The sequence below is a fragment of the Streptococcus sp. 3874 genome (assembly GCF_013276425.1).
In the GTDB taxonomy this organism is placed as follows: Bacteria; Bacillota; Bacilli; order Lactobacillales; family Streptococcaceae; genus Streptococcus; species Streptococcus pseudopneumoniae.
In genome coordinates this window covers 1-12,727 of sequence record NZ_VMLA01000007.1, presented here as the reverse complement: position 1 = coordinate 12,727, position 12,727 = coordinate 1, and the positions used below count along the sequence as shown (strand labels likewise).

14 protein-coding genes, 1 pseudogene and 1 other annotated feature are annotated in these 12,727 nt (G+C 41.8%); of the genes and pseudogenes, 13 read left to right on the top strand and 2 right to left on the bottom strand.

The annotated features are described in order from the left end of the window. Positions 1 to 334: helix-turn-helix domain-containing protein (locus HT703_RS00600; RefSeq protein WP_172929819.1), on the bottom strand; the 334-nt coding region annotated here is incomplete at its 3' end. Positions 335 to 446: 112 nt separating this feature from the next. Then, positions 447 to 578, top strand: a sequence feature (ribosomal protein L20 leader region). 15 nt (positions 579 to 593) lie between these two features. On the opposite strand from HT703_RS00600, the gene infC reads away from it, so the two are divergent. The 7 genes from infC to HT703_RS00565 all read left to right on the top strand — a co-directional run bounded on the left by infC (position 594) and on the right by HT703_RS00565 (position 6,278). Next, the gene (infC, locus tag HT703_RS00595; RefSeq protein ID WP_000848180.1) at positions 594 to 1,124 is read left to right on the top strand and encodes a translation initiation factor IF-3; all 531 of its coding nucleotides are present in this window, start codon (positions 594 to 596) and stop codon (positions 1,122 to 1,124) included. A 32-nt stretch (positions 1,125 to 1,156) separates the two neighbouring features. Further along, positions 1,157 to 1,357 carry a 50S ribosomal protein L35 gene (gene rpmI, locus HT703_RS00590; protein ID WP_001125943.1) on the top strand — a complete coding sequence of 67 codons (201 nt, stop codon included), beginning with the start codon at positions 1,157 to 1,159 and terminating at the stop codon, positions 1,355 to 1,357. A 51-nt stretch (positions 1,358 to 1,408) separates the two neighbouring features. Further along, positions 1,409 to 1,768, top strand: a complete 360-nt coding sequence (rplT, locus tag HT703_RS00585) for a 50S ribosomal protein L20 (protein ID WP_000124834.1) — start codon at positions 1,409 to 1,411, stop codon at positions 1,766 to 1,768. A gap of 57 nt (positions 1,769 to 1,825) precedes the next feature. Next, positions 1,826 to 2,206 carry a VOC family protein gene (locus HT703_RS00580; protein ID WP_000157159.1) on the top strand — a complete coding sequence of 127 codons (381 nt, stop codon included), beginning with the start codon at positions 1,826 to 1,828 and terminating at the stop codon, positions 2,204 to 2,206. 247 nt (positions 2,207 to 2,453) lie between these two features. Beyond that, the gene (locus HT703_RS00575) at positions 2,454 to 3,254 is read left to right on the top strand and encodes a dihydroorotate dehydrogenase electron transfer subunit (protein WP_054393196.1); all 801 of its coding nucleotides are present in this window, start codon (positions 2,454 to 2,456) and stop codon (positions 3,252 to 3,254) included. Beyond that, positions 3,217 to 4,203, top strand: coding sequence for a dihydroorotate dehydrogenase (locus tag HT703_RS00570; RefSeq protein WP_172929817.1), 987 nt, complete (start codon positions 3,217 to 3,219; stop codon positions 4,201 to 4,203). Before HT703_RS00575 ends, HT703_RS00570 begins: the two co-directional genes overlap by 38 nt. 41 nt (positions 4,204 to 4,244) lie before the next feature. Next, positions 4,245 to 6,278, top strand: coding sequence for a glucosaminidase domain-containing protein (locus HT703_RS00565; RefSeq protein ID WP_172929815.1), 2,034 nt, complete (start codon positions 4,245 to 4,247; stop codon positions 6,276 to 6,278). Between the two features lie 60 nt (positions 6,279 to 6,338). Here the strand turns inward: HT703_RS00565 and pavA are convergent, their stop codons facing one another. Then, entirely contained in the window at positions 6,339 to 7,994 is a 1,656-nt protein-coding gene (gene pavA / locus HT703_RS00560) for an Rqc2 family fibronectin-binding protein PavA (RefSeq protein ID WP_054393193.1), read from the bottom strand. 104 nt (positions 7,995 to 8,098) lie between these two features. On the opposite strand from pavA, the gene ybeY reads away from it, so the two are divergent. The 6 genes and pseudogenes from ybeY to HT703_RS00530 all read left to right on the top strand — a co-directional run bounded on the left by ybeY (position 8,099) and on the right by HT703_RS00530 (position 12,571). Beyond that, positions 8,099 to 8,596: an rRNA maturation RNase YbeY gene (ybeY, locus tag HT703_RS00555; protein ID WP_000275158.1), complete on the top strand. Its 498-nt coding sequence runs from the start codon at positions 8,099 to 8,101 to the stop codon at positions 8,594 to 8,596. Further along, positions 8,577 to 8,972 carry a diacylglycerol kinase gene (locus HT703_RS00550; RefSeq protein ID WP_000378166.1) on the top strand — a complete coding sequence of 132 codons (396 nt, stop codon included), beginning with the start codon at positions 8,577 to 8,579 and terminating at the stop codon, positions 8,970 to 8,972. The genes ybeY and HT703_RS00550 overlap by 20 nt, the downstream gene beginning before the upstream one ends. A gap of 16 nt (positions 8,973 to 8,988) precedes the next feature. Further along, on the top strand, positions 8,989 to 9,888 hold the full coding sequence (gene era, locus HT703_RS00545) for a GTPase Era (RefSeq protein WP_000143264.1): 900 nt from the start codon (positions 8,989 to 8,991) through the stop codon (positions 9,886 to 9,888). Between the two features lie 48 nt (positions 9,889 to 9,936). Next, positions 9,937 to 10,761, top strand: a complete 825-nt coding sequence (gene mutM / locus HT703_RS00540; protein ID WP_054393192.1) for a DNA-formamidopyrimidine glycosylase — start codon at positions 9,937 to 9,939, stop codon at positions 10,759 to 10,761. Next, a complete protein-coding gene (coaE, locus tag HT703_RS00535) occupies positions 10,761 to 11,366 on the top strand; it encodes a dephospho-CoA kinase (RefSeq protein ID WP_054393191.1) in 606 nt (201 codons plus the stop codon). Before mutM ends, coaE begins: the two co-directional genes overlap by 1 nt. Beyond that, a pseudogene (locus tag HT703_RS00530) lies at positions 11,353 to 12,571 on the top strand (multidrug efflux MFS transporter). Before coaE ends, HT703_RS00530 begins: the two are co-directional and overlap by 14 nt. Positions 12,572 to 12,727: the final 156 nt, after the last annotated feature.

The following is a 12,727-nucleotide window of genomic DNA, read 5'->3' as shown; positions in this document are numbered from 1 at the left end:
CCTTGACCATCATTTCAGGCGAAAATTTTTGGTTATGATAGTGGAGAATCTTTTCCTTTAGTTCCTTGGTCAAGCTTGATTTCTTGACCGAGCGCTTGCGATTGTTTTCATAAGACTGTTGAGCATAGTCGGCAGAATAAACCTCTTTGAAGCGCCCTTTTCCAAGACATTGTCGGACTGTCCCACGCTTGATTTCAGTATGGATAGTTTGAGGAGCTTTTCCAAGTAAAGAGGCGATTTCTCTATTTGATTTCCCTTCTTTTTTCCATCTTTCGATTAAGCGACGGCTATCGATTGTCAAATGTTTGGCTTTTGTAGTATAATGGTTTTTCATCTCTGTGCCTTTCTTGTGTTTGTGATTGAACGCCAAAATACAAACAGAAACTTTTCAAAAAAATAACTTTTTATCTTGACAAGAGCTAGAAAACTTGATATCATATAAAAGTTGAGAAAAGCAGAAGTGAGAGCTTCTCGCCTTGTGACATTAAGTTGCCTGGCCCTACGGATGAAAAGTTTCGAAGAAACGCTATCATAACGTGCGGGCTTGTATATTTACGAGTCCGCTTTTGTTTTTCTCTAATAAAACAAAAGAGGTGAAAACCATAGCAAAGCAAGACTTATTCATCAATGATGAGATTCGTGTACGTGAAGTTCGCTTGATTGGTCTTGAAGGAGAACAGCTAGGCATCAAGCCACTCAGTGAAGCGCAAGCTTTGGCTGATAACGCTAATGTTGACCTAGTATTGATTCAACCCCAAGCCAAACCGCCTGTTGCAAAAATTATGGACTACGGTAAGTTCAAATTTGAGTACCAGAAGAAGCAAAAAGAACAACGTAAAAAACAAAGCGTTGTTACTGTGAAAGAAGTTCGTCTAAGTCCAACGATTGACAAGGGTGACTTTGATACAAAACTTCGCAATGCACGCAAATTCCTTGAAAAAGGAAATAAAGTTAAGGTATCTATTCGCTTTAAGGGTCGTATGATTACCCATAAAGAGATTGGTGCAAAAGTTTTAGCCGAGTTTGCTGAAGCAACTCAAGATATTGCCATCATCGAACAACGTGCTAAAATGGATGGACGTCAAATGTTCATGCAATTGGCGCCAGCGACTGACAAAAAATAATTGTCAGAAAGTTAAATAAAGGAGAAAAAATCATGCCAAAACAAAAAACACACCGCGCATCAGCTAAACGTTTCAAACGTACAGGTTCTGGTGGACTTAAACGTTTCCGTGCTTACACTTCTCACCGTTTCCACGGAAAAACTAAGAAACAACGTCGTCATCTTCGTAAAGCATCTATGGTGCATTCAGGAGATTACAAACGTATCAAAGCAATGCTTACTCGCTTGAAATAATAGCTTGACTGTAAGTAAATAATTCTAGGAAATATTTGGAGGAAATAAAACATGGCACGTGTTAAAGGTGGCGTTGTATCACGCAAACGTCGTAAACGTATTCTTAAATTAGCAAAAGGTTACTATGGAGCTAAACACATCTTGTTCCGTACTGCAAAAGAACAAGTAATGAACTCTTACTACTATGCATACCGTGACCGTCGTCAGAAAAAACGTGACTTCCGCAAATTGTGGATCACTCGTATCAACGCGGCAGCTCGTATGAACGGACTTTCATACTCACAATTGATGCATGGTTTGAAATTGGCTGAGATCGAAGTTAACCGTAAAATGCTTGCTGACTTGGCTGTTAACGATGCAGCAGCTTTCACAGCTCTTGCAGATGCAGCTAAAGCAAAACTTGGTAAATAACAACTGATGAGACTGGAAGAGGATTGTCCAGTCTTTTTAAAAATAAAGGAGAAAAATATGGCTTCAAAAATGCTACATACTTGCTTGCGAGTAGAAAATCTTGAAAAATCAATTGCATTCTATCAAGATGCTTTTGGTTTTAAAGAATTGCGTCGCAGAGATTTTCCAGATCATGCCTTCACGATTGTCTATCTAGGTCTTGAGGGTGATGACTATGAGTTGGAATTGACTTATAACTACGATCACGGCCCTTATGTGGTTGGAGATGGCTTTGCTCATATCGCCCTAAGTACACCTGATCTTGAGGTTCTTCATCAAGAGCACAGTGCAAAAGGCTATGAAGTGACTGAGCCAAATGGCCTACCAGGAACTACACCAAACTATTACTTTGTCAAAGACCCTGATGGCTACAAGGTCGAAGTCATTCGTGAAAAATAATCTCATGAGGTCAAGTAGAATGTTCCTTTTCTACTTGACTTTTTTTAGCTGAAAGAGTATACTAATAAAAATTTAACCTTTAAGGGGAGTCCAGAGAGACTCACAAGGTGTCAGATAAAAGAATAGTACAATTTTCTAGAGGAGACTTTTGAGTGTGCTCTCTTCTGTTGTACAATTTTAACTGAGGCCTTGCACTAGCAAGGTCTTTTCTTTGTCTGGTCCCCTTAAAATTTAAGGAGGAAAAGTCATGAATCCCACATGTAAGAAACGTTTGGGTGCCATTCGTTTGGAAACCATGAAGGTGGTTGCACAGGAGGAAATCGCGCCAGCAATCTTTGAACTAGTCTTAGAAGGAGAAATGGTTGAAGTCATGCGAGCAGGACAATTTCTACATCTGCGTGTGCCTGATGATGCCCATCTTTTGCGTCGTCCTATTTCAATTTCGTCTATTGACAAGGTTAAGAAGCAGTGTCATCTCATTTATCGGATTGAGGGGGCTGGGACAGCTATTTTCTCAACCTTAAGTCAGGGAGACACTCTTGATGTGATGGGTCCTCAGGGAAATGGATTTGACTTGTCTGCCCTAGATGAGCAGAGCCAGGTTCTCCTTGTTGGAGGGGGGATTGGTGTACCTCCATTGCTTGAGGTGGCCAAGGAATTTCATACGCGTGGAGTGAAAGTAGTGACAGTTCTCGGTTTTGCTAATAAGGATGCTGTTATTTTAGAGGCGGAATTGGCCCAATATGGGCAGGTCTTTGTAACGACAGATGATGGTTCTTATGGTATCAAGGGAAATATTTCTGTAGTCATCAAGGATTTAGACAGTCAGTTTGATGCTGTTTACTCATGTGGGGCGCCTGGAATGATGAAGTATATCAATCAAACCTTTTATGACCACCCAAGAGCCTATCTATCTCTGGAATCTCGTATGGCTTGTGGGATGGGGGCTTGTTATGCCTGCGTCCTAAAAGTGCCAGAAAGCGAGACGGTCAGCCAACGTGTCTGTGAAGATGGCCCTGTTTTCCGCACAGGAACAGTTGTATTATAAGGAGAAAATCATGACTAGAAATCGATTACAAGTGTCTCTACCTGGTTTGGATTTGAAAAATCCGATTATTCCAGCATCAGGCTGTTTTGGCTTTGGACAAGAGTATGCCAAGTACTATGATTTAGACCTTTTAGGTTCTATTATGATCAAGGCGACAACCCTTGAACCACGCTTTGGCAATCCAACTCCAAGAGTGGCAGAGACGCCTGCTGGTATGCTCAATGCAATCGGCTTGCAAAATCCTGGTTTAGAGGTTGTTTTGGCTGAAAAGCTACCTTGGCTGGAAAGAGAATATCCAAATCTTCCTATTATTGCCAATGTAGCTGGTTTTTCAAAACAAGAGTATGCAGCTGTTTCTCATGGGATTTCCAAGGCAACTAATGTAAAAGCTATCGAGCTCAATATTTCTTGTCCCAATGTTGACCACTGTAATCATGGACTTTTGATTGGTCAAGATTCAGATTTGGCTTATGATGTGGTGAAAGCAGCTGTGGAAGCCTCAGAAGTGCCAGTTTATGTCAAATTAACCCCGAGTGTGACCGATATCGTTACTGTCGCAAAAGCTGCAGAAGATGCGGGAGCAAGTGGCTTGACCATGATCAATACTCTGGTTGGAATGCGCTTTGACCTCAAAACCAGAAAACCAATCTTGGCCAATGGAACAGGTGGAATGTCAGGTCCAGCAGTCTTTCCAGTAGCCCTCAAACTCATCCGCCAAGTCGCCCAAACAACAGACCTTCCCATCATTGGAATGGGGGGAGTGGATTCGGCTGAAGCTGCCCTAGAAATGTATCTGGCTGGGGCATCTGCTATTGGAGTTGGAACAGCCAACTTTACCAATCCTTACGCCTGTCCTGACATCATCGAAAATTTACCAAAGGTTATGGATAAATATAGTATCAGCAGTCTAGAAAATCTTCGCAAGGAAGTAAAAGAGTCTCTGAGGTAAACTGCAATCAATCTGTTCTTGATTTTTTATTAGTTTGTAATATGAATTTAGGAGAATTTTGGTACAATAAAATAAATAAGAACAGAGGAAGAAGGTTAATGAAAAAAGTAAGATTTATTTTTTTAGCTCTGCTATTTTTCTTAGCTAGTCCAGAGGGTGCAATGGCTAGTGATGGTACTTGGCAAGGAAAACAATACCTGAAAGCAGACGGCAGTCAAGCAGCGAATGAGTGGATTTTTGATGCTCACTATCAATCTTGGTTCTATATAAAAGAAGATGCCAACTATGTTGAAAATGAATGGCTAAAGCAAGGTGACGACTATTTTTACCTCAAATCTGGTGGCTATATGGCCAAATCAGAATGGATAGAAGACAAGGGAGCCTTCTATTATCTTGACCAAAATGGAAAGATGAAAAGAAATGCTTGGCTAGGAGCTTCCTATGTCGGTGCAACAGGTGCCAAAGTAATAGAAGACTGGGTATTTGATTCTCAATACGATGCTTGGTTTTATATCAAATCAGATGGACAACACGCAGAGAAAGAATGGCTTCAAATTAAGGGCAAGGACTATTATTTCAAATCTGGTGGTTATTTGCTAACAAGTCAGTGGATTGAGCAGGCTTATGTGAATGCCAGTGGTGCCAAAGTGCAGCAAGGTTGGCTTTTTGACAAACAATACCAATCTTGGTTTTACATCAAAGAAAATGGAAATCATGCTGACAAAGAATGGATTTTCGAAAATGGTCACTATTATTATTTCAAATATGGTGGCTATATGGCAGCAAATGAATGGATTTGGGATAAGAAATCTTGGTTTTACCTCAAGTCTGATGGGAAAATAGCTGAAAAAGAATGGGTCTACGATTCTCATAGTCAAGCTTGGTACTACTTCAAATCCGGTGGCTACATGGCAGCCAATGAATGGATTTGGGATAAGGAATCTTGGTTTTATCTCAAATCTGATGGGAAAATAGCTGAAAAAGAATGGGTCTACGATTCTCATAGTCAAGCTTGGTACTACTTCAAATCCGGTGGCTACATGGCAGCCAATGAATGGATTTGGGATAAGGAGTCATGGTTTTACCTCAAGTCTGATGGCAAAATGGCTAAAAAAGAATGGGTCTACGATTCTAAAAGTCAAGCCTGGTACTACTTCAAATCCGGTGGCTACATGGCGAAAAATGAGACAGTAGATGGTTATCAGCTTGGAAGCGATGGTAAATGGCGTGGAGAAAAAGCTACAAATGAAAATGCTGCTTATTATCAAGTAGTACCAGTCACAGCAAATATCTATAATGCAGATGGTGAAAAGCTCTCCTATATATCGCAAGCTAGTGTTGTTTGGCTAGATAAGGATAGAAAAAGTGATGACAAGCGCCTGGCTATTACTATTTCTGGTTTGTCAGGCTATATGAAAACAGAAGATTTACAAGCGCTAGATGCCAGTAAGGACTTTATCCCTTATTATGAGAGTGATGGCCACCGTTTTTATCACTATGTGGCTCAGAATGCTAGTATCCCAGTAGCTTCTCATCTTTCTGATATGGAAGTAGGCAAGAAATATTATTCGGCAGATGGCCTGCATTTTGATGGTTTTAAGCTTGAGAATCCCTTCCTTTTCAAAGATTTAACAGAGGCTACCAACTACAGTGCTGAAGAATTGGATAAGGTATTTAGTTTGCTAAACATTAACAATAGCCTTTTGGAGAACAAGGGCGCTACTTTTAAGGAAGCCGAAGAACATTACCATATCAATGCCCTTTATCTCCTTGCCCATAGTGCCCTAGAAAGTGACTGGGGAAGAAGTAAAATTGCCAAAGATAAGAATAATTTCTTTGGCATTACAGCCTATGATACGACCCCTTACCTTTCTGCTAAGACATTTGATGATGTGGATAAGGGAATTTTAGGTGCAAGCAAGTGGATTAAGGAAAATTATATCGATAGGGGAAGAACTTTCCTTGGAAACAAGGCGTCTGGTATGAATGTAGAATATGCCTCAGACCCTTATTGGGGTGAAAAAATTGCTAGTGTGATGATGAAAATCAATGAGAAACTAGGTGGCAAAGATTAGTCCTATAATTGGATATGATTTGAGTGAATAGTATGTTAAAAATCCTGATTTTAAGTAAAATCAGGATTTTTTCATGGATGCGATTTTTTCTGGGTCTGGTGTGACACGGAGGGTCTTTTGTCCTGTGTAGGTGACAAAGCCGGGTTTTCCACCAGTTGGTTTGTTGAGTTTCTTGATTTCAATCATATCTACCTGCACCAGATTTGACAGGCGACCTTGAGAGAAGTAGGCAGCTAGTTCTGCTGCTTCTGTCTTGACTTCATCAGATGGGTCAAGATTGCCTGAGATGACAACGTGGCTTCCAGGAATGTCCTTGGCATGGAACCAAAGTTCCTCTTTGCGGGCCATTTTAAAGGTTAGCTCCTCGTTTTGTAGGTTGTTTCGGCCGACATAGATGATAGTTTTGCCATCGCTTGCTAGATATTGTTCTGGTTTTTTGCGTTTCTGGATTTTCTCCCGCTGTCTTCTGCGGATAAAGCCAGTTTGAATCAATTCTTCACGGATTTCAGCGATTTCTTCCAGCCCAGCTTGGTTGAGGACGGTTTCTACACTTTCCAGATAGAGAATAGTGGCCTTGGTTTCCTCAATCAGATCAGTCAAGTATTTGACAGCTTCTTTGAGTTTCTGATACCGTTTAAAATAGCGTTGGGCATTTTGGTTGGGAGTCAAGGCCTTATCAAGCGCAATCGTGATAGGTTGGTTGGTGTAGTAGTTGTCTAGGATAACCTGGTCTTGGTCGTTAGGCACTTGGTGGAGGAAGGTTGTCAGCAATTCTCCTTTTTGACGAAATTCTTCAGCGTTGTCTGTCGCCAGTAACTCTTTTTCCTGCTTTTTCAGCTTATGTCGGTTTTTCTGAAGTTCATTTTCAACACGACGAATGAGTTCACTGGCTTGCTGTTTGACGCGGTCGCGTTCTGCCTTGTCCTTATAGTAGGTGTCCAGCAAATCAGAAAGACTGGTAAAAGGCTCTCCTACTTGATTTTTAAAAGGAACTGGACTGAAGGATGTCTCAGTCAAGCATGGCTGGGTTTCTTGATTGAAAAAGTTTCGGAAAGTGGAAAGTTTTTCACTAACCAGTATGCTTTCCAATTCATTTGCCGTATCGCGTCCCAGACCTTGAAAGAGGCTTTGAAGATTTTTAGCTGTCGTTTCCTGTGTTTGAAGGATTTCAAAGAGTTTCTCGTCCTTGATTGTAAAAGGATTGAGAGATTCCGTACTTGGCGGAGCGATGTAGGTCGACCCAGGAAGCAAGGTACGGTAGCTATTTTGTGAAAAGCCAACATGTTTGATGACTTCGAGGATTTTGTGGCTACTTTTATCAACCAGTAGAATATTGCTGTGTTTCCCCATGATTTCGATAATTAAGGTAGCCTGAATATGGTCCCCAATCTCGTTTTTATTGGAAACTGTCATTTCCACAATACGGTCATTTTCCACCTGCTCAATCGACTCAATCAGGGCACCCTGTAAATATTTTCTCAACACCATGATAAAGGTGGAAGGTTGAGCTGGATTTTCAAAAGTCGTTTGGGTCAGCTGAATGCGTCCAAAAACTGGATGGGCAGAAAGGAGCAGGCGATAGCTTTGGCGATTGCTGCGGATTTGCAAGACTAATTCTTGTTCAAAAGGCTGATTGATTTTCTGGATGCGACCATTCACTAATTCGCTTCGCAATTCCTCAACTATGTGGTGTAAAAAAAATCCATCAAATGACATCGTTCTCTCCTTGTGATTGTATTCCATAGTATTATATCAAAAAGGTAGAATAAAATCATGGAAATGTGGTATAATAAAGCCAAGTAAAGAGAAACGAGAAGCACATGTATATTGAAATGGTAGATGAAACTGGTCAAGTTTCAAAAGAAATGTTGCAACAAACCCAAGAAATTTTGGAATTTGCAGCCCAAAAATTAGGAAAAGAAGACAAGGAGATGGCAGTCACTTTTGTGACCAATGAGCGTAGTCATGAACTTAATCTGGAGTACCGTGACACCGACCGTCCGACAGATGTCATCAGCCTTGAGTATAAACCAGAATTGGAAATTGCCTTTGACGAAGAGGATTTGCTTGAAAATCCAGAATTGACAGAGATGATGTCTGAGTTTGATGCCTATATTGGGGAATTGTTCATCTCTATCGATAAGGCTCATGAGCAGGCCGAGGAATACGGCCACAGCTTTGAGCGTGAGATGGGCTTCTTGGCAGTGCACGGCTTTTTACATATCAACGGCTATGATCACTACACTCCGGAAGAAGAAGCGGAGATGTTCGGTTTACAAGAAGAAATTTTGACAGCCTATGGACTCACAAGACAATAAACGAAAATGGAAAAATCGTGACCTGATATCCAGTTTAGAATTTGCTCTCACAGGAATTTTTACTGCCATCAAGGAAGAACGCAATATGCGAAAACATGCAGTGACGGCTCTCGTGGTCATCCTTGCAGGTTTTGTTTTTCAGGTGTCACGAATCGAATGGCTCTTTCTCCTATTGAGCATTTTCTTGGTAGTAGCCTTTGAAATTATCAACTCTGCTATTGAAAATGTGGTGGACTTGGCCAGTCACTATCACTTTTCCATGCTGGCTAAAAATGCCAAGGATATGGCGGCTGGCGCGGTATTAGTGGTCTCTCTTTTCGCAGCCTTAACAGGCGCATTGATTTTTCTCCCACGAATCTGGGATTTATTATTTTAAGCAGTAAGAGGAAATTATGACTTTTAAATCAGGCTTTGTAGCCATTTTAGGACGTCCCAACGTTGGGAAGTCAACCTTTTTAAATCACGTTATGGGGCAAAAGATTGCCATCATGAGTGACAAGGCGCAGACAACGCGCAACAAAATCATGGGAATTTACACGACTGATAAGGAACAAATCGTCTTTATCGATACGCCAGGGATTCACAAACCTAAAACGGCCCTTGGAGATTTCATGGTTGAGTCTGCCTACAGCACCCTTCGTGAAGTGGATACTGTTCTTTTTATGGTGCCTGCTGATGAAGCGCGTGGTAAGGGCGATGATATGATCATCGAACGCCTCAAGGCAGCCAAGGTGCCCGTCATTCTTGTGGTCAATAAGATCGACAAGGTCCATCCAGACCAGCTTTTGTCTCAGATTGATGATTTCCGAAATCAGATGGACTTCAAGGAAATTGTCCCAATCTCAGCTCTTCAAGGGAATAACGTCTCTCGTCTAGTGGATATTTTGAGTGAAAATCTAGATGAAGGTTTCCAATATTTCCCGTCTGATCAAATTACAGACCATCCAGAGCGTTTCTTGGTTTCAGAAATGGTTCGCGAGAAAGTCTTGCACCTAACTCGTGAAGAGATTCCGCATTCTGTCGCAGTAGTTGTGGATTCTATGAAACGAGATGAAGAGACAGACAAGGTTCACATCCGTGCAACCATCATGGTCGAGCGCGATAGCCAAAAAGGGATTATCATTGGTAAAGGTGGCGCTATGCTTAAGAAAATTGGTAGTATGGCCCGTCGTGATATCGAACTTATGCTAGGAGACAAGGTCTTCCTAGAAACCTGGGTCAAGGTCAAGAAAAACTGGCGCGATAAAAAGCTAGATTTGGCTGACTTTGGCTATAATGAAAAAGAATACTAAGTAGAGGTGGGCTCATGCCTGCTTCTTGTTTTTACAGAAGGAGGACGTATGCCTGAATTACCTGAGGTTGAAACCGTTCGTCGTGGTTTAGAAAAATTGATTCTGGGAAAGAAGATTTCGAGTATAGAAATTCGCTATCCCAAGATGATTAAGACAGATTTGGACGAGTTTCAAAGGGAAGTGCCTGGCCAAGTTGTTGAGTCAATGGGACGTCGTGGAAAATATTTGCTGTTTTACCTAACAGACAAGGTCTTGATTTCCCATCTGCGGATGGAGGGCAAGTATTTTTACTATCCGTACCAGGTTCCTGAACGCAAGCATGCCCATGTTTTCTTTCAGTTTGAAGATGGTGGCACGCTTGTTTATGAGGATGTTCGCAAGTTTGGTACTATGGAACTCTTGGCGCCTGACCTTTTGGATGCCTACTTTATTTCTAAAAAATTAGGTCCTGAACCAAGCGAACAAGACTTTGACTTGCAGATCTTTCAAGATGCCCTAGCCAAGTCCAAAAAGCCTATCAAATCCCATCTCCTAGACCAGACCTTGGTAGCTGGACTTGGCAATATCTATGTGGATGAGGTTCTCTGGCGAGCTCAGGTTCATCCGGCAAGACCTTCCCAGACTTTGACAGCAGCAGAAACGACAGCCATTCATGACCAAACCATTGCTATTTTGGGCCAGGCCGTTGAAAAAGGTGGTTCGACCATTCGGACCTATACCAATGCCTTTGGGGAAGATGGAACCATGCAGGATTTTCATCAGGTCTATGACAAGGCTGGTCAAGAGTGTTCACGCTGTGGGACAGTGATTGAGAAAATCCAACTAGGCGGACGTGGAACCCACTTTTGTCCTCAGTGCCAAAGGAGGGGCTGATGGGAAAAATCATCGGAATCACTGGGGGAATTGCCTCTGGTAAGTCAACCGTGACAAATTTTCTAAGAAAGCAAGGCTTTCAAGTAGTGGATGCCGACGCAGCCGTCCACCAACTACAGAAACCTGGTGGTCGTCTGTTTGAAGCTCTAGTCCAGCACTTTGGTCAAAAAATTATCTTAGAAAATGGAGAACTCAATCGCCCTCTCCTAGCTAATCTCATCTTTTCAAATCCTGAAGAACAGGAATGGTCTAAGCGAATCCAAGGAAAGATTATCCGTGAGGAACTAGCTACGTTGAGAGATCAGTTGGCTCAGACAGAAGAGATTTTTTTCATGGATATCCCCTTACTTTTTGAGCAGAACTACGTCTCTTGGTTTGATGAGACTTGGTTGGTCTATGTGGACCGAGATGTCCAAGTAGAACGCTTAATGAAAAGGGACAACTTGTCCAAAGATGAAGCTGAGTCTCGTCTGGCAGCCCAGTGGCCTTTAGAGAAAAAGAAAGATTTGGCCAGCCATGTTTTAAACAACAATGGGAATCAGGACCAGCTTCTTACTCAAGTGGTCTCCCTGCTTGAGGGAGGTAAGCAAGATGACAGAGATTAACTGGAAGGATAATCTGCGCATTGCCTGGTTTGGTAATTTTCTGACAGGAGCCAGTATTTCTTTGGTTGTACCTTTTATGCCCATCTTCGTGGAAAATCTAGGTGTAGGGAGTCAGCAAGTCGCTTTTTATGCAGGCTTAGCAATTTCTGTCTCTGCTATTTCCGCGGCGCTCTTTTCTCCTATTTGGGGTATTCTTGCTGACAAATACGGCCGAAAACCCATGATGATTCGGGCAGGTCTTGCTATGACTATCACTATGGGAGGCTTGGCCTTTGTCCCAAATATCTATTGGTTAATCTTTCTTCGTTTACTAAACGGTGTATTTGCAGGTTTTGTTCCTAATGCAACGGCACTGATAGCCAGTCAGGTTCCCAAGGAGAAATCAGGCTCTGCCTTAGGTACTTTGTCTACAGGCGTAGTTGCATGCACTCTAACTGGTCCCTTTATTGGTGGCTTTATCGCAGAATTATTTGGCATTCGTACAGTTTTCTTACTGGTTGGTAGTTTTCTATTTTTAGCTGCTATTTTGACTATTTGCTTTATCAAGGAAGATTTTCAACCAGTAGCCAAGGAAAAGGCTATTCCAACAAAGGAATTATTTACCTCGGTTAAATATCCCTATCTTTTGCTCAATCTCTTTTTAACCAGTTTTGTCATCCAATTTTCAGCTCAATCGATTGGCCCTATTTTGGCTCTTTATGTACGCGACTTAGGGCAGACAGAGAATCTTCTTTTTGTCTCTGGTTTGATTGTGTCCAGTATGGGCTTTTCCAGTATGATGAGTGCAGGAGTCATGGGCAAGCTAGGTGACAAGGTGGGCAATCATCGTCTCTTGGTTGTCGCCCAGTTTTATTCAGTCATCATCTATCTCCTCTGTGCCAATGCCTCTAGCCCCCTTCAACTAGGACTCTATCGTTTCCTCTTTGGATTGGGAACCGGTGCCTTGATTCCCGGGGTTAATGCCCTACTCAGCAAAATGACTCCCAAAGCCGGCATTTCGAGAGTCTTTGCCTTCAATCAGGTATTCTTTTATCTGGGAGGTGTTGTTGGGCCTATGGCAGGTTCTGCAGTAGCAGGTCAATTTGGCTATCATGCAGTCTTTTATGCGACAAGCCTTTAGTTGTCTCTTTAACCTGCTTCAATTTCGAACATTATTAGACTTCCTGCGAAACAATATATGGTATAATCCCGACTTTATCACTTAATTCTCCGCCGACCTTACTTAATCCCTTGGTACATCTGGATTTTCCGACTATTTTTCAACTTTTTTGTTTGTTGTATATAATTATGTATGCTATAATAGAGTATGGCATTTATTAAAACAACAACCAACAAAGAAGGACGTACTCATGTCTATCTTG